25 protein-coding genes and 1 other annotated feature are annotated in these 18,123 nt (G+C 44.6%); of the genes, 15 read left to right on the top strand and 10 right to left on the bottom strand.

Going from position 1 to position 18,123, the window contains the following annotated elements:
• The first annotated feature begins 21 nt into the window (after nucleotides 1-21).
• Nucleotides 22-372 carry a cupin gene (locus KNQ11_RS03285; RefSeq protein ID WP_214769566.1) on the top strand — a complete coding sequence of 117 codons (351 nt, stop codon included), beginning with the start codon at nucleotides 22-24 and terminating at the stop codon, nucleotides 370-372.
• Nucleotides 373-601: 229 nt separating this feature from the next.
• On the opposite strand, the gene KNQ11_RS03290 is transcribed toward KNQ11_RS03285, so the two are convergent.
• Both KNQ11_RS03290 and KNQ11_RS03295 read right to left on the bottom strand, forming a co-directional pair.
• On the bottom strand, nucleotides 602-1,687 hold the full coding sequence (locus KNQ11_RS03290; RefSeq protein ID WP_214769568.1) for a hypothetical protein: 1,086 nt from the start codon (nucleotides 1,685-1,687) through the stop codon (nucleotides 602-604).
• Nucleotides 1,688-1,763: 76 nt separating this feature from the next.
• Entirely contained in the window at nucleotides 1,764-2,282 is a 519-nt protein-coding gene (locus KNQ11_RS03295) for a helix-turn-helix domain-containing protein (protein WP_149427172.1), read from the bottom strand.
• A 149-nt stretch (nucleotides 2,283-2,431) separates the two neighbouring features.
• On the opposite strand from KNQ11_RS03295, the gene KNQ11_RS03300 reads away from it, so the two are divergent.
• Nucleotides 2,432-2,701 carry a hypothetical protein gene (locus tag KNQ11_RS03300; RefSeq protein WP_058705074.1) on the top strand — a complete coding sequence of 90 codons (270 nt, stop codon included), beginning with the start codon at nucleotides 2,432-2,434 and terminating at the stop codon, nucleotides 2,699-2,701.
• A gap of 67 nt (nucleotides 2,702-2,768) precedes the next feature.
• Here the strand turns inward: KNQ11_RS03300 and solA are convergent, their stop codons facing one another.
• The 3 genes from solA to KNQ11_RS16700 form a co-directional block, all read right to left on the bottom strand.
• Complete coding sequence (gene solA, locus KNQ11_RS03305) at nucleotides 2,769-3,902, bottom strand: N-methyl-L-tryptophan oxidase (protein ID WP_214769570.1); 1,134 nt, start codon at nucleotides 3,900-3,902, stop codon at nucleotides 2,769-2,771.
• Nucleotides 3,903-3,972: 70 nt separating this feature from the next.
• Complete coding sequence (locus KNQ11_RS03310; protein ID WP_214769572.1) at nucleotides 3,973-5,670, bottom strand: methyl-accepting chemotaxis protein; 1,698 nt, start codon at nucleotides 5,668-5,670, stop codon at nucleotides 3,973-3,975.
• Nucleotides 5,671-6,202: 532 nt separating this feature from the next.
• A complete protein-coding gene (locus KNQ11_RS16700) occupies nucleotides 6,203-6,673 on the bottom strand; it encodes a DUF2975 domain-containing protein (protein WP_214769575.1) in 471 nt (156 codons plus the stop codon).
• 146 nt (nucleotides 6,674-6,819) lie between these two features.
• Here KNQ11_RS16700 and KNQ11_RS03320 point away from each other — a divergent pair, with 146 nt between their 5' ends.
• The 3 genes from KNQ11_RS03320 to KNQ11_RS03330 all read left to right on the top strand — a co-directional run bounded on the left by KNQ11_RS03320 (nucleotide 6,820) and on the right by KNQ11_RS03330 (nucleotide 7,767).
• The gene (locus KNQ11_RS03320; protein ID WP_029341445.1) at nucleotides 6,820-7,044 is read left to right on the top strand and encodes a DUF2188 domain-containing protein; all 225 of its coding nucleotides are present in this window, start codon (nucleotides 6,820-6,822) and stop codon (nucleotides 7,042-7,044) included.
• A 137-nt stretch (nucleotides 7,045-7,181) separates the two neighbouring features.
• Nucleotides 7,182-7,391, top strand: a complete 210-nt coding sequence (locus tag KNQ11_RS03325; protein ID WP_058705222.1) for a helix-turn-helix transcriptional regulator — start codon at nucleotides 7,182-7,184, stop codon at nucleotides 7,389-7,391.
• Nucleotides 7,384-7,767 carry an accessory gene regulator B family protein gene (locus KNQ11_RS03330; RefSeq protein ID WP_214769577.1) on the top strand — a complete coding sequence of 128 codons (384 nt, stop codon included), beginning with the start codon at nucleotides 7,384-7,386 and terminating at the stop codon, nucleotides 7,765-7,767. The genes KNQ11_RS03325 and KNQ11_RS03330 overlap by 8 nt, the downstream gene beginning before the upstream one ends.
• 310 nt (nucleotides 7,768-8,077) lie before the next feature.
• On the opposite strand, the gene KNQ11_RS03335 is transcribed toward KNQ11_RS03330, so the two are convergent.
• Together KNQ11_RS03335 and KNQ11_RS03340 are read right to left on the bottom strand one after the other, a co-directional pair.
• Nucleotides 8,078-8,992, bottom strand: a complete 915-nt coding sequence (locus KNQ11_RS03335; RefSeq protein WP_035408373.1) for a hypothetical protein — start codon at nucleotides 8,990-8,992, stop codon at nucleotides 8,078-8,080.
• Between the two features lie 109 nt (nucleotides 8,993-9,101).
• Nucleotides 9,102-9,653, bottom strand: a complete 552-nt coding sequence (locus KNQ11_RS03340) for a GNAT family N-acetyltransferase (RefSeq protein WP_214769579.1) — start codon at nucleotides 9,651-9,653, stop codon at nucleotides 9,102-9,104.
• 84 nt (nucleotides 9,654-9,737) lie between these two features.
• Nucleotides 9,738-9,983, top strand: a binding site (T-box leader).
• A gap of 108 nt (nucleotides 9,984-10,091) precedes the next feature.
• Here KNQ11_RS03340 and KNQ11_RS03345 point away from each other — a divergent pair.
• Entirely contained in the window at nucleotides 10,092-10,577 is a 486-nt protein-coding gene (locus KNQ11_RS03345; RefSeq protein WP_214769581.1) for an SMI1/KNR4 family protein, read from the top strand.
• 16 nt (nucleotides 10,578-10,593) lie between these two features.
• The gene (locus KNQ11_RS03350; protein ID WP_214769583.1) at nucleotides 10,594-11,070 is read left to right on the top strand and encodes a GNAT family N-acetyltransferase; all 477 of its coding nucleotides are present in this window, start codon (nucleotides 10,594-10,596) and stop codon (nucleotides 11,068-11,070) included.
• Here the strand turns inward: KNQ11_RS03350 and KNQ11_RS03355 are convergent.
• Both KNQ11_RS03355 and KNQ11_RS03360 read right to left on the bottom strand, forming a co-directional pair.
• Nucleotides 11,049-11,300, bottom strand: coding sequence for a hypothetical protein (locus tag KNQ11_RS03355; RefSeq protein ID WP_052019045.1), 252 nt, complete (start codon nucleotides 11,298-11,300; stop codon nucleotides 11,049-11,051). The two genes, KNQ11_RS03350 and KNQ11_RS03355, sit on opposite strands and share 22 nt — an antisense overlap.
• Nucleotides 11,301-11,365: 65 nt before the next feature.
• Nucleotides 11,366-12,022 carry a hypothetical protein gene (locus KNQ11_RS03360; protein ID WP_214769585.1) on the bottom strand — a complete coding sequence of 219 codons (657 nt, stop codon included), beginning with the start codon at nucleotides 12,020-12,022 and terminating at the stop codon, nucleotides 11,366-11,368.
• A 132-nt stretch (nucleotides 12,023-12,154) separates the two neighbouring features.
• On the opposite strand from KNQ11_RS03360, the gene KNQ11_RS16705 reads away from it, so the two are divergent.
• The 8 genes from KNQ11_RS16705 (at nucleotide 12,155) to KNQ11_RS03395 (ending at nucleotide 15,993) form a co-directional block, all read left to right on the top strand.
• On the top strand, nucleotides 12,155-12,568 hold the full coding sequence (locus KNQ11_RS16705) for a VOC family protein (RefSeq protein WP_251139618.1): 414 nt from the start codon (nucleotides 12,155-12,157) through the stop codon (nucleotides 12,566-12,568).
• Nucleotides 12,565-12,840: a hypothetical protein gene (locus KNQ11_RS16710; protein ID WP_251139619.1), complete on the top strand. Its 276-nt coding sequence runs from the start codon at nucleotides 12,565-12,567 to the stop codon at nucleotides 12,838-12,840. The genes KNQ11_RS16705 and KNQ11_RS16710 overlap by 4 nt, the downstream gene beginning before the upstream one ends.
• Nucleotides 12,841-12,870: 30 nt before the next feature.
• Entirely contained in the window at nucleotides 12,871-13,281 is a 411-nt protein-coding gene (locus KNQ11_RS03370; RefSeq protein WP_214769589.1) for a hypothetical protein, read from the top strand.
• A gap of 20 nt (nucleotides 13,282-13,301) precedes the next feature.
• Complete coding sequence (locus KNQ11_RS03375) at nucleotides 13,302-13,775, top strand: NUDIX hydrolase (RefSeq protein WP_214769591.1); 474 nt, start codon at nucleotides 13,302-13,304, stop codon at nucleotides 13,773-13,775.
• Between the two features lie 186 nt (nucleotides 13,776-13,961).
• Nucleotides 13,962-14,741: a phosphotransferase family protein gene (locus KNQ11_RS03380; protein WP_214769593.1), complete on the top strand. Its 780-nt coding sequence runs from the start codon at nucleotides 13,962-13,964 to the stop codon at nucleotides 14,739-14,741.
• A gap of 28 nt (nucleotides 14,742-14,769) precedes the next feature.
• Nucleotides 14,770-15,375 (top strand): AAA family ATPase, encoded by a 606-nt coding sequence (locus tag KNQ11_RS03385; RefSeq protein WP_214769595.1) that lies wholly within the window; start codon nucleotides 14,770-14,772, stop codon nucleotides 15,373-15,375.
• Complete coding sequence (locus KNQ11_RS03390) at nucleotides 15,372-15,800, top strand: hypothetical protein (RefSeq protein WP_214769597.1); 429 nt, start codon at nucleotides 15,372-15,374, stop codon at nucleotides 15,798-15,800. The genes KNQ11_RS03385 and KNQ11_RS03390 overlap by 4 nt, the downstream gene beginning before the upstream one ends.
• A gap of 13 nt (nucleotides 15,801-15,813) precedes the next feature.
• Complete coding sequence (locus KNQ11_RS03395; protein ID WP_214769599.1) at nucleotides 15,814-15,993, top strand: hypothetical protein; 180 nt, start codon at nucleotides 15,814-15,816, stop codon at nucleotides 15,991-15,993.
• Between the two features lie 45 nt (nucleotides 15,994-16,038).
• Here KNQ11_RS03395 and KNQ11_RS03400 read toward each other — a convergent pair whose 3' ends face one another.
• Entirely contained in the window at nucleotides 16,039-17,982 is a 1,944-nt protein-coding gene (locus KNQ11_RS03400; RefSeq protein ID WP_214769602.1) for a CDP-glycerol glycerophosphotransferase family protein, read from the bottom strand.
• Nucleotides 17,983-18,123 lie beyond the last annotated feature (141 nt).

An 18,123-nucleotide genomic window follows, 5' to 3' on the forward strand; every position in this document is an offset into this window, starting at 1 on the left:
CATGATTTTAAGGAGGCTTATATGCAGATTTATCAATTCAAAAAAGAGGTTGGTAAGAAGATCACGAAATTTGATTCGAACTTTGTGATGTCACGGATCATGCAGACGGAAAAAGTGACGCACATCGGATGCATCCATTTAGAGAAGGATGGCGTGGTCGGTTATCACCAGGCTGTCGTGCCGCAACTTCTATTAATTGTAGAGGGTGAGGGCTTTGTAAGAGGGGAAACGGATGACTACATAAATGTTCAGTGTGGGGAAGCCGTGTTTTGGAAACAAGGAGAATGGCACGAAACGAAGACGGATACGGGTTCAACAGCGATCGTGATCGAAAGTGAGTCACTGGATACGTCATCTCTCGTTTCCGTATGACGAAACTAAGTGGGATACATAAAGAAGTTGACTCAAAAAAAGAATAATTCGCTTTCTCACGCCCTTTCCTCAGGCGAGACACAAGCCAGTTTTCCTGCTTCATTCAAGCAGGAAAGCGGGTCTTGTTTGTCTCTGACAGCGCATAAATGCGCTTATTCCTGTAGGAGTGGCGTGTAAAGCATCATTCTTTTATCTTTGTAGAGACTAAAGTTTACGTCAGCCTCTATTCTTATTCCGTACACCATTTTTCTAATTCTTCGAGAAATAGATATAACCGAGCAGTTATCATTTCTCGATTTCCCATCTGTTGCGTTGTTTTATGAGTGAGATGAGGCTGATGTAGAATGTCGAAGTGCTCATACGCTTCTTGCAATATCCATAGTGTATACTCATCCAGTAATCGTCGAGTTTGCGTGGTGCGTTCGTCTCCAACAACGTTAAAGCAATATCCGCTTATAAATCCATCAGCTATGTTATTTAGAATATTACTTTTTTCTTGATACGCTTGCTTTATGTATCGTGGTGCATTTGAAAAGGCTGGTAGCAGAAATTTGTAACAAAAAACGAAGTAAGCCGCATATTTCAAATCAAAATCCAATCTTGGAAACGGATCAATGATTGCAATGTGTTCATCACTTAAAATTAAATTTTCTGGTGTTACATCTTGATTCACGAGAGAGATGTTTTGAACCTGAGTTCGTCTATTTTCAATTAAAGCATGAATATGTTTACCGACTTTTTCTTTATCAAAGCAAAGACTAGAGTGAATGAGAGCATTTAAGGCGGTTAAGACGTGGTCATTTTCTTCCTGCCATAATTCATCCCTGTTTTTTGAATCGCTACCTCGTAAAGTTTCCCCTTGCCAGTGCAGTTCCCCGAAACCTGCAATAGAGGTTTTCTGGTTGTGTATATTGTGATAAATTCTCCCTAATTTCTTACCGTAAGAATGGGCTTTATTCTGATCGAGTAACAATAAATCCGTTCCACGACCCATGAACGTTTCTACTGTAAATACTGTGTCATCTTCAATGAAATACTCATAAAAGTCAGGACAGACATTTTGATCACTTGTATTGGCGTGTAAATAGTAAGCTTTCGTAGACTCATACTCTGTAGTCAGCTCTTGTTCATCAATCTGTTGCAACTCCCCATAAGCCTCATTCTTTTTTATACGAATCACAAGGTCTTGATCATCTACTCTCTTTAACTTATATACAGTGTGCCAAGCTCCTTCACCAATCTTTAGAATCTGTTCTGCTTTTATGTTTAACGTATCCCTTACAATTGCATCAAGATTTTCTTTGATCCGTTTCATGGGGTCTATTTTCTCTCCCTCACAATGTTGTCTCGTATCAGTTTGCTGAAAATACGCTTCTAGAAACGGAGCGTGTTTAGGGCAAGATGACGAGTGAGACGGTCCGTTCAGTTGCCTGGTCTTCTGTCTCTAGGTGATGATATTTTTCAAGCAATGTCCGCATGTCCTGTTGAAAATCATTGAAGGTTTCATCCGTCAGTTGCAATTTCGCGATCGAGAACGTCGAATGGTCCTGACCTTGCGTTTGAACGGTCTGTTCGAAGTACGTCTGGTACTGCTGCAAGACATACATGAAGTAGAACGAGACGAAGTTCACTTTTTCATCGTACGTCGCACTGTTCCAGTCTGCTTCGCTGATTTGATAACCGCTCGTGTTCAAGGCATAGATTTTTTCTTCGACTTTTCCGACGCGCTGGACGGCGACGATTTTCAACAACTGATCGTCCATCATCGCATTAACTTGCCGGTACAAAGTAGACTGCGGTACATCCGTTAAGCGTTGATTCAGTTGCATGATCGATAAACCGTCTTCGCGATCAATTAATTCAAGTGCAATCTTAAACCGGACATGATTTTTGAATAAGTTAAAGTTCACGTCGTGTTTCACTCCTTCACTCAATCGATTCTAAAACTATCTTATCATGCTTTTGGAAACATTCTTAAAAATGATAATGTAAAAAGAGGGAATTTGATGTATTCCTTGAATGATTTACATTAGAGTATGTTTTAGAAAGGAGCCTTCATATGAAAAATACAAGTTATCGCTACGGTACATATGCACTCATTACAAGTTTTTTCTTATTCTTCATCGTTCAGATGTTCCGAGCGTATATTGAATTATCTCCAGAATTTCTAGGAGAAAACCTTGGTGAGTATTACTTAACATATTTCCCGATGAGTGCGTTGATTCTTGGACTCGTCTTACTGATCCACGGCTGGTGGACTGAAGATGAGAAAAAACAGCGTGAAAAGTTAGTTGCAAAAAATCAACAAGAATCGAATGAATCGGTGTGACATCATTCCGTTGATACAGAAGACCGACAACGAATTTTCGTTGCCGGTCTTTATTGTTTCATATGCCTTATTTCGCAAAACGCTTAATCGCGAAAGGTCCGATCGGTTCAGTCGTCGATCGTTGCATGATCAATTCACTGAGTACTTTTCCGACTAAGCTGCTGAACTTGAACCCGTGACCGGAGAAGCCGGCGGCGATTGCGATATGCGGATAGTCCGGATGCAAATCGATGATGAAGTCCTCGTCTGGCGTCATCGTATAGAGACACGGTTTGCCGTGAGTTAAAGTATCGATCGAGGGCATGAACGTATTCGTGAACTGTCGTAAATCAGCCAGATCACCCGTCTCTTGACCGAATGGACGGCGTGGTTGATTTGGATCAACGGGAATGCCACCGTCGTGACGTCCGATTTTCAGGCCGGTTTGAGCAATGCTTGGAAAACCGTAATAATAACCGGCGGGTGTATCAAAGGCGAAGGCAGGGAACACCGTGTCGTTAAATACCTCTTCCGCTGCTTCGAACCAGGCGAACGTCTTGCGGACCGGGCGTAGCGGTAAGGAGAGTCCAGTCTGTTCTAGTAACGGACCAGACCAGGCACCGGCTGCGACGATCAACGCGTCAGCCGAATAGGTGTCTGATCCGACTGTCACGTCAACGCCAGTGGCGTGGGCAGTAAGCGTCGTCACTTTCGCATTCGTCCGGATGTCGACGCCGTTCGCGACAGCAAGATCGCGATACGCTTCAATACAATCCTCGCACTTCAACACACCGGACGTCGGTTCAAAACAACCGATATACTCGTCGGGCATCGTTAAGCCGGACCAGCGCGTTCTCATTTCCTCAGCCGTCAGAATCTCAAGCGGTAGATTGTATTGCGCTGCACTCCTAATGATCGTCTGCATCGCATGGGACGAGCGGTGACCGGCGTTCAAGACTCCGGTGTTTAGAAAAAGATTTCGACCACTGATTTGTTCCAACTCGTACCATAAGCGTTGCGCGGCTAACGCCAGTGGCACATAAGCTTCTCCTTCACCGTACGCATGGCGAATGATCCGAGTCTCCCCGTGATGGCTCGCCTGATCATGCGGCGGATTATGGGCGTCTAGTAGTAAGATGTTTTGATCGGTTCGTGAGAGATAGTAGCCGGCTGCCATCCCCATGGATCCGGCACCGACGATGATGACATCATAATGGGACATCTGGTTCGACTCCTTCATATGTAAGTTCACACCAGTATAGAGTGAGAACTAGAAAAGAACAAATGAAAGATTAAATCTCGAATCGACGGGTTTCTTGTTCTAAGTGTTCTGTCCGCTCGTTCAAATTGCCGACGAGCGTATGCAACGTCGTGATCGTCGCGATCATCTGTTCAGATGAAGCGGCAACTTCCTCGTTACTTGCCGTGTGTTCTTCCGCGACAGCAGCAATTTCCGTCAAGGCATTACGAATGAACCGTTCTGCCTGCAAGACGTCTTCCATCTGTTGGGTCATCTGCTGTGTTGCCGTTGAGACGTGCGTGACTTGATCCGTCAACCGTTCGAACGTCGTATCTGTATCGAGAACGATCTGTTCACCGGCTGCTGTTGCTTCGACCGTCGTCTTGAAGCTATGTTGCATCTGCTGCGCACTGGCTTCAATCGACGTGACGATTGTTGCGATCTCACTGACACTGCTAGCGACGTGGCTTGAGAGATTCTTGACCTCGGTCGCGACGACAGCGAATCCTTTTCCTTGTTCACCAGCTCGTGCCGCTTCAATCGCGGCATTAAGGGCGAGTAGATTCGTCTGCTCGGAGATACCGCGGATGATACCGACGAGCGTTTGGATATCCGATGATTGCTGTTTCAGTAGATCAATCTGTTCAGCAGACTGCGTGACGTGCTGATGAATGTGGCGCATCTGTTCGACGGAAGCGGACATTTGATCCCGTCCGACTCGTGTCAGTGTTGCCATCTGCTCCGTCGTTCCTTGAATTTCGACACCAGACTGATTCGTCGTCTCGATCAATGTTGCGAACCGATTCATCTCGTCATTCAACGAAAGCGTGACTTGCGTCTGACTTTCTGTCCCGGTCGCGATTTCCGACATCGTATGAGCGATTTGTTCGGAACCGTCGAGCACTTCTGACGTACTTTGATCAATCGATTGACTCGTCGTCGAGACGAGAGTGGCTGTCTGTTTGATATCAACGATCATCGTCCGTAACATCTCGTTCATATCACGAATCGAGATCGCAAGCGCATAGATTTCGTCTCTCGAAGCAATCGTCAAATCGGTTAACGTCTGTTTTGCCTGATCCAGTCGTCCGTCGGCAATCAAGGCAGCGACTTTTTGTAACGTCTCAAGTGGACGTAATTTTCGACCGAGGACGATGTAGAGCAAGACGAGTGTGATCGTTAACAGAAGAAGTAAAAGTCCAATGAAAATCGGTGCATTTTGTTTTAATAATTCTGTTGTGAGGGCATCGATTTCCTTCGCAGCGATGTCGACGCCAAGAATTCCGATGATTTGACCAGACGTATTTTTTAAAGGAACGTAGACACTCATATACTGTCCATATACAGGATCATCAATGATGTCCGTCGCGTGTGTTCCACCATTTAATACGTCCTTCATGTCAGTAACTTTTGCGCCACTCGCCGGTTCATTAATCTTTGCGGCATCTTTCTTAGGGAGACCGTCAATCAGCAAACGGACCTTGTTTTGGTCGATGCGTGCTGTGTATGTATACAAGAGTCCGTTTTGTTTACGTAAGGTATCAAGTTGATTCCGTAGGGTTTCATACTGCTCGGACGCGACAGGCGATTGTAGGAATTCGCTATAAGCCACTGTGTCGAATGTTTTGCTGATGCGAAGCGCGTCCTTTTCGGCGGTCGCTTTCAGCGTTGAGACTGCAGTTTGTTTCGTATTGAAGTATAAGGCCAGACTACTAAAAACAAAAAAGGCAATCAAAATCAAACTAATCATTACTAAAAGACGTGTTCGGATGGAATGGTTCTTGGTTGTGTTTTTCACATGCAACCGTCCTTTCAACTCATATTTTCTATCTGTAATTCATTTATCGGTCGTTAAAATACATATTAAACAGGACCTTTTGACGATTTTTTTATAAAAGGTCGTAAGAAAAACCGTTTTTTCTTAAAAAAGGATTTATTAAGAATGATTCAGGGCACATATTAGATAGAAAAAAAATACAAGTTGAGGGAAGAGGGATTGAGATGGAAAGTGAAGTCGATCATCAAATCAAGGCAAGACATGTATATGAAAATGAATTACGAAGACACGCGGTCAGCACAAAAAAAACCACATTTCGATTGATGACATGTCTACGTTGCCAATCGAAGATTCTGTTGAAACAGGGACATCAGGATAGCCATCAATGTGACGCGAACTAAAAAATCCCGCTCTTAGGAGCGAGATTGAACAAAGTTTTAGGTAGGAAAAGCAACGGCTAGAATGACAAAAACAATCATGAGCACTTGTTTTTCGGTCGTTCACGTTAGGATTTCATAGGAAACACATAGCGTAATAATAATTGTTGGATACAGGCAAGTAGCGTTCCGATTGTCAACGGAGCAAGAATCAAACCGATTCCGATGATAATCAGACCAGGCGCGTCGTCAATCTGACCAATATAGAAAAAGACGGGAAAGAGACATGCCGTTAAAATGGCGACGATATAAAAAGACAATTTCATCGATTGAATGGAAGCTGTGATGAGTGGAAAAGCCGGAGGAGCCATCGACATATATCGAAGGATGCGGAGCGCATGGAATAAAATCAAAAGAGTCGGGATGAAGATAAGGTATGCGGTCAATAGAACACTGTAGCCAGGTCGCTCGAGTAACAAGTTTTTCGTGATACCATGCCAGACAAGTGGGATACCAAGACCAGCTAAACCGAACAGACTGAAGATGATACCGAAGACGATAAAGCGTAAAAACCGAACTTGCCAGACGAAATGATTCACGATATCAACTCCTTTCGAGGCAACAAACGTTTCTTTTAGTATACTGCATCTCCCGAGAGGCTAGTAGAAAATTCAAGTGAAGAGGCAACCGCACTTTAAAATAGTGTCATGTAGATGAAATAGATTAAGGAAATGGAGGTCACGTGATGAAACGAGAGCAACATGTCACGCCGCATCCAAAAGGTGGCTATCAAGTGAAAGCTGCCGGTGCGACTCGAGCAACCAAACGATTTGCTACACAGAAAGAAGCGATTGCAGAAGGGCGTCGCATTGCGAAAAGTCAGAAGACAGAGCTCGTCATTCATAACAAAGAAGGGCAGATTCGGGAAAAAGATTCCTACGGACATGATCCATTTCCACCACGAGGTTGAGCCATCATATACGACACGTTCTGATCATGAGAGCGTGTCTTTTTAATGAATTTTATGTCAAAAGTTTTTGACATGATGATGGAAGTTCATTACAGTAGAGATGTAAAAAGAATTTGACACGTCGTGGAGGAATGAACATGAGAAACCACATCAAGGAGCGACGTCTAGCGGCAAAATTATCGCAACAAGAACTGGCTGATCGTTGTCAGGTCAGTCGGCAGACGATTAATGCGATTGAAAACAACAAGTATGATCCGACTTTACAATTAGCGTTTAATATCGCCAAAGTCTTACGGACAAAAGTCGATCATCTGTTCATTTCAGAACAGGAGGAATGGGATGTCTAAGAAAAAAACGGTTTTATTTTTAGTAACGCTCGTGATACTTGCGAGTCTTACAGTCATCAGTATGATCATCGAAAACAATGTAACGTTCTTCTCGATTGTTCAATTGGCGATTCTGTTGATCATGTTCTTCTCGTATTTTACGTGGGCGCGGACGACGGAGGACGAGCGTCCGGTACCTGATGACGAACTGGGCAAAAAGATTAGGACGGAGAGCGGCTTAATTAGCTATAAAATCCTGACCGTACTGATTTTCGGATTTATCTGTCTCGATCAATGGATACATGAATCAGCGAATCTGTTATTGATCGTTTTGTTCGCGATTGCTTTAGTTACACTACCAATCATTGAGTTTATGAAAGCACGTTCCTATCGATGAAGCGGTTTGGAACGGAAAGAAGTAAAGCATGGAAGAACAACAATAATGATATCACTACTGATAGTACATCTACTATATTATATGGCATGTGCCTGCACGGTCAGTTTGCATCATGCACGAAAAGCGATTGAGCTTGCTCCACTAGATGTTGCTTATTATGAATTTATCTTGTTTTTTTGAGGGCAATCCTCATGTCTATCTGTTTAAAGAAGAAATAACTGATACCCACAAACGGATCAAAGGATTGCATAAATGATGAAAAAAATACCTAGATGAGATGACTAATAATCTCTTCTAGGTATTTTTTTTATTATTTTGTCAGTACTGGTGAAATCAATGTAGTAACTGTATTGTTTCCTTCTGCAGTTACACGAAGATTTGTCACACCCGTCACATCAACATCAAAGTCGATTGGGTCATCGCCATATACAACATCATAGCGACCAAGTTCTTTTCCGTTATTGTCGGAGAATACAAGTGTCATTTTGTCATCTGGATAAGCATGACTTAAGTGGCTAGAACTTTTTGTTAAGGATTCTTCTGTTAAAAGTGATAATTGTCCAGTTAACTTTTTATATTTACGATTCAAACTAAATGTAGCAAATTCATCATTGAAGAACCCTGATAAGATCACGTTTTGATTATTTAGTTTACCATTTACTAAAATGGATTGATTATTTTCAATCCAATCAAATGATGAAGCACCGTTATGAATCGATGAAAGTGATGTACCTGAAAGTGGTGTTCCGACTTCATAAGCGGTGGAAGTCTCGATTAGAGGTAATCCTGAAAGGTCTGCTAACAATTGTAATGGTACGTATGGCGTTTTACCAAGCATCAACAAACTTTCTGTATTTTTGTACTTACCAGTTACGACTGCTCCGTCTGTGACAAGTGATTTTGAAGATGCGAGAAGGCGATACCCAGTCGAAAGCTCTTTAATCTTCTTTTTGTTCCCTTCGTTCTCGATTTGAAGATTCTTGTACTTAGTATCAAGTGATTTATAAGACTTTGAAAGGCTCGTGTGCTGTCCTTGTAACGTCTTATAGGCGTTTTCCGACTTCTTTGTTTTTTTCTTTTCGTCGGCTAGTTGTTTTTGGAGTGCTGCTTTTTCCTTTTTCAGTTTAGCCACTTCTTTTGAACTTGAACTTGCTTCAACGATTGATGTCTGCATGACACCGAATGCTAATGATGATACAAGACCTGCTGCGATCCATTTCTTCAAGATGGTTCCCCCTTAAATGACAAAAATGATTTCTTACACATAACAGTATATTCCAATATCATCTTTTAAGATTTCAATCATTTTGAAATGAAGGGAATGTTTTTATAGATTAAATTTGAAACCAATCACTTCGCAATATCGAGTACATATACAAATCATCGAACTGACTACGCGTTTTCTCATATTGACGAAGCAACCCTTCACGCTGGAATCCGAGCCGTTCAAGTAATCGTTGCGAAGCGGTATTCTCGGGTAACACGAGTGCTTCGATCCGGTTGAGCGAAAGTTCTGTAAAGCCATATTCGATGACCGCAAACGCTGCTTCCTTCGCGATGCCTTGTCCATGATAGGCAGGGCTCAACTCAAACCCAAGTTCTGCCCGCTGATGGCGTTCCGCTTGATTCAAAAAACCGCAACTGCCGATGATGACATCGTCTTCTTGTAACGCAATCCCAAACCGGATGCCTGAGCTTTCGCGACGAATCGAGGCATACCAGTCAATCTCTTCAAGCGCGTCTGCTTCTGATTGAAAGGCGGCGAGTCCCATCTGTTTGACGACGTGTTCGTCTGATAAATAGGCTAGGACACTCGTAGCATCTTCGGGTAACACTTCGCGTAAGAAGAGACGATCCGTTTTAAGCGTTGGGAAAGTATGTAACATTCAAAAAACTCCTTTGCAAGAAAATGTAAAAAGTTATTGTGCAGTGTTTAAGGCATATGGTAAGATTCTCCACAACAAGAGCATATCATTTCGTTGACGAGAAAGAGTAATGATTGTCCCTCTGCCTTACAGAAAACCGGGATTGCTGAAAACCGGTAGCCAGATCAATCATGAAGATCCTCTCTGAGAAGTCACGCTGAACCATTCAGTAAGCGTGACCGGGTGTCCACCGTTACATGGAATGCACATGATAGTGTGCAACTAAGTGCTGTCGAGAACGAGTATTCTCGACGGAATATGGGTGGTATCGCGGTGAAGTCCGTCCCTGTCAAAGGGTCGGACTTTTTTGTATTCTCTTAGTTACCGACAAAGGAACGATCAGACAGGTCGTAGAGGTCTCGTTCGCACCAACGAAAGAATATTGTTGAGGAGAAGATCATGATTGCATTAGAAGCATTAAAAGGTCGACTCGTCGACGGTTTGTTAGAGGTCCAAAAAGAAGAAGGGGAAGTAGCCCGAGAACGTTTCATCTTTAACCGAGGAGCGACGGACGAACAGCTCGCGCTGTTACCTGAGTGGACGGCAGACGACTATCAGACGTTCTTACGTCAACATAACGGGGCGAAGTTGTATCAGCACGAAACGTTATCGTATAACGATGGATTCGAACTCTTTTCAATCGAGGATTGCCTGACGTATAGCGAGATTTGGGAATGTCCCGAAAACTTCTTAGCAATCGGCGCAGGACCAGACGGGGAGTGGATCGTCTACGAGATGAATCGACCGGCAGGAAATCGGATTTGGAGTGGGGAATTTCTTAATTTCGAGGAATTGGAAGAAGACGCGATGCCGTTCGGCTTCGAGCGATGGCTCGACTACTTGATCGTCGCGCAAGGCACGCCATTTTGGGAGTGGTTCCGTTAAGAGAGGGAGAGTATTATTGGATATTCAATTAAAGACAGCGTCTCTTACAGATGCTACGAAACTTCACACGCTTCAAATCAAGGCGTTTTCAGAGACGCTCGAGCGGTATCAAGATTTTGCGACGAATCCGGCAAACGAATCGATTGATCGTGTCATTCACCGGATCACACATCCAAGTAGTACGTTTCATCAAATCATCGTCGACGGTGACGTCGTCGGCGGGATTTGTGTCGTTGCGAAAGCACCGAGTCGCTACGCCATCAGTCCGATGTTTTTAGATCCAGCCCGTCAAGGTGAAGGCATCGCCCAACGCGCATTACAGCTCGTTGAAGCAGCGTATCCGACTGCAACGACATGGGAACTGCGGACGATTCGTGAAGAGACACGTAACTGTTATTTCTATGAGAAGATGGGCTATCGATTGACCGGTGTCAGTCAACCGCTCAACGAACGGGCTACACTCGTTTCTTATCAAAAATCGGTTTCGGAATGAGCGGGTTTTGTCGGAAGGAAGAACCACCACAGATTCGTCAAAAGAGCGGCAAGGACGGCAAAATTAAACAGATAAAGACAAAAGAAGAAGACGAACTCACCGATGTCCTCGAGGTTGGCTAACGGATTATCGACCAGGTACGATTCGTGACTGACCCCGAAGATGAATAAAGGAAAGAAGACATAGAAGTATCGTTTCCAAAAGAATGACGCACGACCTGTTTGAGACATAAGAGCACCTCCTGAAGGAATGGCACGCTTCTTCCAGTCAGAAGAAAGAAGAAGCGTGTGTTCGTTTACGGTAAAGAGGGTGTACCGACGACTTCGACGTGACGCGTGACCGTATCAAACAGACGTGTCCGGGTCTCGTTATGAGACAACAGCAACGGTTCACCGGTCTCGTCATAGATGAAGGCAATCGGAATCGAAAAACCACAGTTGCGGTACGAACCATCGGCATGACTCGTTCCAATCATGAGCGCTCGTTGCGCCTGACTGATACTACGTGCTTCACCGGACCACTCAACGTACTGTTCCTCGCTGAACATGCCGACGCCAATCGGATTGAAGATGAGATCAAGTCCGGATTCCTCGCGTAGTCCATCTTTTCCTAAGAAGATTTCACGACAGAGGACGTATCCATAGCGGAACGACCCGTCGTTTGCTGTTGATGGTGTATAAAGTGGTCCAGCTTCTGGTGTTTTTGCGCGATCAAGGAGAATCGTTCCGGTCGCATCGATGATGACAGCGCGATCGAGATTCACATCATCTTTGTAACCGAGGACGATTGCTGTTTCGAACTGTTTGGCAAGATGTTGCACGCGTTCGAGTTCGGTGACCGTACAATAGCCTTCCGGGTAGACAATCAGATCGATTTCAGGATAAGCGGCGATTTCACGTTCAAATTGCTCGAGTCCGGTCTCGCGTTTTGGTTGAGCGATTAATAATTTCATCAAAACATCCTCTCAGGTATAAATATATCTGAAAAATCAGACTTTCCATTCGTCATGATTTTACCATTAGTGGTAAAATAAAGCATATCGTTTTTTGATAAATTTTACTGCAAATGAAGGAAGGTCATCCGCTTGAACATTTCAAAAACCATTCTTGTGACACGCCATCTACCGGCGATGAAGGCTTTTTACATAAACCAGATCGGATTTCCGCTCGTCTCGGAAACGAATGAGTCGTTTACGATGCAAATCGGTACCGATCAGCTGACATATCAACAGACAGACGATGTTGATACGCAGTACCATATGGCGTTCAACATTCCGGAAAACGTCTTCCAACAAGGAAAAGCGTGGCTCGTAGAACGGACACCACTCTTGATCGAAGATGGACAGGACGAGATTTATTTTGACTTCACGGACTCGCATTCCTGCTATTTTTATGACCCGGATGAGAACGTCTTGGAGCTGATCGCGCGGCATCAAATCAATCCCTCTAAAGCGAACCGACGTTTGATATATCGGACATCCTCGGAATCGGTGAGATGAGTCTGACGGTGAAAGACGTGCTTGAAGTGGGTGAGCAGTTAGCAGAGATTGGCGTTCTCGAGCGACGGGAACGTCCGCTCAATGGCGCGTCTCTCAACTTCCTCGGACCAGTCGCGGATGGAACGCATATCTTGCTCGTCCCGGAAGGTCGGACATGGTTGTTCTCACCGAAGACGGCGAAGATCAGTCCGATCGAGATGGAACTCGACGGCAGACATCGGGTCCGGCTTGATGCAGCGGGTATATGGCATCAAAGTGCCGTTTCTTCATAATTCATTATTCTAAAAAGTGAGGGAAGTAAGATGAATAAAGCGGTGAATGCGAGTATCGCGTTCGGATTATTGTTGTTCGTATGTGGTTTCTTTTTTCTGTTTGGCTATTTGACCCGGTCGATGCCGATTCAGCAAGGCGGTGACCCGGTCATCTTACCGGTCGCAGCACTCCTCGTCCTCCTACCGTTCGTGATCCGTGAAGGCATGCGCGTTTTGACGTATGTTACGTTGACACGTCGACAGGTCGGCGTACTCATCTTATTTGCAATCAGCGGAATCATACTTAGTAGTTGGATTGAGGTGCAACAGAATGTTGTCGCAATCGATTTCCGTTCCCTCTTTACAATTCATACGTACGTACTGTTCGTTTCGGGCATCATCTTGTTGTGTCTCCTATTGACGGGGCTCAAACGGATGCGCGTCCGAACGAGAGTGATTTAAATGGAAAAGGACTGAATGACATGGGATACATCACAGAATTACGCAAACTCGTCGGCACACGACCGCTCGTCATGGCAGGAGCGTGTGTCATCGTCGTCAACGATAAACAAGAAGTCTTATTACAACTTCGGCAAGATAACGGATGCTGGGGACTCGCTGGTGGAGCGCTTGAGATCGAGGAAACGCTCGTAGAGACGGCAAAACGAGAATTAAGGGAAGAGACCGGTCTTGAAGCAGAGCACCTCGAATTATTGAACGTCTATTCGGGTGATGCGTTTTACTATAAGTATCCGCACGGGGATGAAGTCTATAATGTCATCTCAGCATTTCTGTGTACGGCTTATACGGGTGAAATCGTTCGGGATCCGTCAGAAGTCGCGGAATTACGCTTTTTCGCTATCGATCAGCTACCAGAAAAACTCAATCCACCGGAACGACCGATCTTGATGGAGTTTGTTCAAAAACAACAGACAGCGCATCACGTCTCCATTTGAAGCAAAGGGTAAAACAAAAATCTTGAATGAACTGTTCATTCAAGATTTTTTGTTGCACTGGGACGCGTTTCAGCCTGAAGCATCAAGAAGACGATAAAAGATGGAAAAGTGATGCGTTTATTAGAAGGATTGGCTGGATGATTTGAGAAACGACCTAACGAAATAAGTGATGGGAGAAATATGGCGATGACTAACGTAAATAAAGGTTCTACCGCAACCGTGATGACAATCTCTGACGAACGAGTACGCAAATACTTCCATGAATCGATTGAAAAACAACGAATCATACAGGAATTTCGTATGCTCGAAGAACTAGAACGAACGACCATCCCGACGCCAAACGTATATGCTGTTGCATTAGAAGATTCGCCGTTCATTGAGATGCAGCAGATCGACGGCAACGAAATGTTAGAGTTGTTTGATCCCTCCCGAATAACGGATTTTCTTAATACCTTCGCGACATTACATCAACGGATTCATCAGCATCAATCGCGTGTAGTACCTGGATGGCACGATGTCACCCATCAAAAAATGCGTCATCTATCAACTGCGTTACGCTTGAAGGCGGAACGATTGTTAGAGACGCTTCACATTCCGCAACAACAAGGATTGCTCCACGGGGACTACCATTTCCAGAATATCCTCGTGACAGCGGATAAAACGTTCGTCGTCATTGATTGGCATGATGCGACGACAGGGCCACCGATCGCGGATGTCGCGCGGACGTTGCTCTTGCTGCGAATAGCAGGTGGAACAGTAGTGCCGGACGAGGTGCGACGATACGTCTGTCGCGAATACCTCGACCGCTATCAAGCTGTTTCGTCAATCCAGCTATCGAATCTTGCAGACTGGTTACGACTCATGGTCATTCTTAGGACGCTTGAGCAAATCCCGGATGCTGAACAAAGTCGGTTAAAAGAATTGATCAGTCATCCAGACCTCAGCTCATATTTTTTTAATACTTAAGTATATACAGGTAGGAGGAACGCCATTCATGAGAACCATCATCTCGATCCAAGGGGCTATGGCATCCGGGAAGACGACGCTTGCGCAAGCGCTCGAAGACGCTTACCCGGAGTTGCATGTCTATTATGAAAATCCGTATCCGATCGTTCAAAAAAGAAAGGAGCTCGAATTAGACATCCGTACCGAAGACGGATTCGTTGAGAATCAGCGCTTGTTCATTCAAGCGGAACTCGAACGGTTTCGCCATTTTCCCGACGGACACATCATATTAGATCGTGGTCCGGAAGATCTTGAATTTTATACGCTTCATTATCCACAGGTACATGGGTATGACTGGGATATGGAATTCCGTTTAAAGACAGAACTAGAGGCATTAAGAAGATGCCGATCAGACCTGATTCTTTATTTACGGGCACCAGACCATCTCTTACGAGAGCGGCGCGACGCCGATCAGACAAGAACGCGCCAATCTTTTGAACAACATCAACCGCTTTGGGCACTCGAAGAAAACTGGTATAAACAGTTTCCGGTCTATTCGATTGATACGACAGCGAAAACGCCAGAGCAAGTCCGACAAGCAGCGATTCATCAGTTGTCTGTCACTGGAATCTTAGGAAGGGGGAGCGAAATATGAACTTGAAAGAGCTGACGTATCCCCTCATCGAGGGACGAGACGAAAAACAGGTCTACTGGATAGAGCAAGGAGAATCGGTTCAGATCGGACAGACCTACGAAACGATTCGGCTAGAAAAAACAGCACATCAGTCCATTTTGGTACGGGAGCAAGAATTAGTGTCAGAAAAAATTGGCAATCGAACGATTCGTCTGATGATTGACGCTGAAGACTACGCACCACTCGAATTCGTCGAGTACCAAGATGGTGTCCAAACCGTGTATGCATCGTATGGGGGAGATGAAGTCGTGATCACGCGAGGAAATGAGCAATCTGTCTTGCCCATCCGTACGAAAAGTGTTGATCTGTTTTCAATCGAATTGTTGTTGCGAATATTACCACTGGCTGTTGATTCGAAGCGGCTTCAGTGCCGTTTCCGGACGTGAGGTGCCGGTTCAGGTGCAACCTCTGCGGTACGATCTATTGATGACCGAGTCAGGCGAACACCTAGAGACACTTTGCGTTCACGTTGCGTTTGGTGAACGTGTTCAGTATTACTGGATTGATCCAGTCAAGCGGGAGCTGTTAAAGCAGTCCTCACAGATTGCGGACGGGATCTCGTTGGAATTTCGTCGATGAAAAAGGAGCAATGAAACGGTATACCGTCTCGTTGCTCCTTATTTGTTATAGCTGAAAATGGTGTTGCATCGCTTCGAAAATCCGTTTACTTGCTTTTGTATCGTCAAACGCATAGATGTGACTGAGGTGACGTTTGAACTTTTTAGGCATCTTCGATTCGCGTAGTGACTCCATCAAGGCGTCTCTTGTTTCGATGACGTCTCCTGGTAACAAATCCGTCGATTCGCCGGCATTATCTTCGCCAACTAAGACAGATGGGCGGTAGTAGATGACCTTTTTGTGCATCAAGGAAAAATCGAGACCAACACTCGAATAATCCGTGATCAATACATGATGATTTTCAAGTAGCTCCTTGACTGTGAACGCATCCTGACTGATGACATCGACGAAGTCCGAGAGGAACAAGTGGCTGAATTTTTGGAAGTTGCGATGAAGATAGAACGAGACTTCAACTTTGTTGTTCATCACTAAGCTTTTCAACCGTTCGTCCGTGATTAACGCTTGAAACTCCTGATAGTAGTCGCTTTCCATGAACTGTTCGTCTGAATACGTATCGAGTTTCGGTCGCCACGTCGGCATGATCAACAGCTTTTTCCGGTTTTTATATCGCTTGAGCCAACGTGATCGTTCCGTGATCAAGTGATCGAATCGGGCGAGACCCGTCACGATGATTTCGTCAGGATGAAAACCGTAATCGCGGGCGATGAGTTGTTTTTCCCGCTCCGAGGAGACGACGAATAAGTCGGTAAATGGATGCGGCATCTTTTTCCCATAAATGTGACTGACATCTTTTGATCCGATGACACCATGTTGCAAGAACAGCTTTTGTTTCGTTTGCATCAATGCTTCCGTGTGATAGGTAGCGAATGGTAAGGCATAACTTGAAGAATGCGTATGACAGAGAATGTCTGCCGCTTGGACGACCTCGATGTTCTCTGGTGATTTGTAGAACACGATATGGTTCTCATATCCGACAAGATTTTTGAGGTCCGGACTCGACCGACTGATGATGTAGAAGATATTGAAGCGCTTCTGATGCTGGTCGACGAGATACTTGAAGAAAATCATCCCGTTATCTTGTGCTTTATCCGGATATTCAAAACAGATAATCGTCTTCTTATTTGGATCCAGTCCAAGTAACGGTTGAGGGTCCGCGTAATACTCGACTGTCTCGACCGGCACCGGGATTAGACGCATCGCAAGGCGTTCCGACACGGTTGAATAGGGGCGGACTAGCACATCGTATTGCTCATTAAACGGCAACCAGTGCTCATCGTTCAAGAGTTCCGGGTGATTTTTGAAGTGACGAATCCGCGGTGTAAAACCAGAGATCGGCATCTCACGAATCGTAAATCCGAACATGAGGTCATAGATGTTCGCATTGAATGCGTCGTAGTTATACCGGTCACCGAGTAACTGCTCGACGAGTTTTGGTTCGATCACGGCTTCGACCTCTGTCTTGAAGCGACGAGCATCAACTGGTGTGACGCTGAAGCGATTAATCGGCAGGGCGATTTTTTGTTCCTGATGTCTGATTTTAATGAAGCAACGTGGCTGTTTCACTTCGAAATACTTTGAGTGAAACGAAAACTTCAATAGAAGGACGTCGTCTTGACGAGTGATGCCCTCAAATAGGACGTCTTGATCATAAAAATTCATGATGGACGGTTTTTTGTTATAGATCAGACTGAGCTCGTCGTCTTGGTCGATAAAAATGAAATAGGAATGTTTCCCTTGTTTGATGTAGCTATTCGGTGCGATGTCCAGTGGTTTTGAAAGATGTTTGAACGAAATCGGTGTACCGGATTCATCGACGAATTTAACAGGATGATTCTTTTTTTTGAAGATATCGAGCAATGTATCAATCGATAGCACAAAGGCTGTCTCTATTTTTTGGAGTGGTATCAGTTGTTCATTGATCGATAACTGTAGGCTTTGGTGCGGAAGATTCTCGATCAAAAACGTATGATCACGACAAGTGATTTTCATTGGTGCATGGCTTCCTTTCATACTCTGATTCAGTCGTTCTTAAACTACATCACTTACCATACAATATCTTCCGATTTCTGCAAAGATGTAGATTGATTGGAAACCAATACAGTATAGTATTCTGGCTAAAGGATATTGGGA

The sequence above is a fragment of the Exiguobacterium sp. s39 genome (assembly GCF_018618925.1).
GTDB classification, from domain to species: domain Bacteria; phylum Bacillota; class Bacilli; order Exiguobacteriales; family Exiguobacteriaceae; genus Exiguobacterium_A; species Exiguobacterium_A abrahamii.

Bases quoted from the DNA above. Each gene is read 5' to 3' on its own strand.
- KNQ11_RS03370 (WP_214769589.1), top strand. From the start codon at position 12,871: ATGAATAAAGCGGTGAATGCGAGTATCGCGTTCGGATTATTGTTGTTC.
- KNQ11_RS03385 (WP_214769595.1), top strand. From the start codon at position 14,770: ATGAGAACCATCATCTCGATCCAAGGGGCTATGGCATCCGGGAAGACG.
- KNQ11_RS03340 (WP_214769579.1), bottom strand. From the start codon at position 9,653: ATGTTACATACTTTCCCAACGCTTAAAACGGATCGTCTCTTCTTACGC.
- KNQ11_RS03290 (WP_214769568.1), bottom strand. From the start codon at position 1,687: ATGAAACGGATCAAAGAAAATCTTGATGCAATTGTAAGGGATACGTTA.
- KNQ11_RS03360 (WP_214769585.1), bottom strand. From the start codon at position 12,022: ATGAAATTATTAATCGCTCAACCAAAACGCGAGACCGGACTCGAGCAA.
- KNQ11_RS03380 (WP_214769593.1), top strand. From the start codon at position 13,962: ATGACTAACGTAAATAAAGGTTCTACCGCAACCGTGATGACAATCTCT.
- KNQ11_RS03320 (WP_029341445.1), top strand. From the start codon at position 6,820: ATGAAACGAGAGCAACATGTCACGCCGCATCCAAAAGGTGGCTATCAA.
- KNQ11_RS03390 (WP_214769597.1), top strand. From the start codon at position 15,372: ATGAACTTGAAAGAGCTGACGTATCCCCTCATCGAGGGACGAGACGAA.
- KNQ11_RS03375 (WP_214769591.1), top strand. From the start codon at position 13,302: ATGGGATACATCACAGAATTACGCAAACTCGTCGGCACACGACCGCTC.
- solA (WP_214769570.1), bottom strand. From the start codon at position 3,902: ATGTCCCATTATGATGTCATCATCGTCGGTGCCGGATCCATGGGGATG.
- KNQ11_RS03285 (WP_214769566.1), top strand. From the start codon at position 22: ATGCAGATTTATCAATTCAAAAAAGAGGTTGGTAAGAAGATCACGAAA.
- KNQ11_RS16710 (WP_251139619.1), top strand. From the start codon at position 12,565: ATGAGTCTGACGGTGAAAGACGTGCTTGAAGTGGGTGAGCAGTTAGCA.
- KNQ11_RS03400 (WP_214769602.1), bottom strand. From the start codon at position 17,982: ATGAAAATCACTTGTCGTGATCATACGTTTTTGATCGAGAATCTTCCG.
- KNQ11_RS03325 (WP_058705222.1), top strand. From the start codon at position 7,182: ATGAGAAACCACATCAAGGAGCGACGTCTAGCGGCAAAATTATCGCAA.
- KNQ11_RS03355 (WP_052019045.1), bottom strand. From the start codon at position 11,300: ATGTCTCAAACAGGTCGTGCGTCATTCTTTTGGAAACGATACTTCTAT.
- KNQ11_RS03345 (WP_214769581.1), top strand. From the start codon at position 10,092: ATGATTGCATTAGAAGCATTAAAAGGTCGACTCGTCGACGGTTTGTTA.
- KNQ11_RS03330 (WP_214769577.1), top strand. From the start codon at position 7,384: ATGTCTAAGAAAAAAACGGTTTTATTTTTAGTAACGCTCGTGATACTT.
- KNQ11_RS03300 (WP_058705074.1), top strand. From the start codon at position 2,432: ATGAAAAATACAAGTTATCGCTACGGTACATATGCACTCATTACAAGT.
- KNQ11_RS03310 (WP_214769572.1), bottom strand. From the start codon at position 5,670: ATGATTAGTTTGATTTTGATTGCCTTTTTTGTTTTTAGTAGTCTGGCC.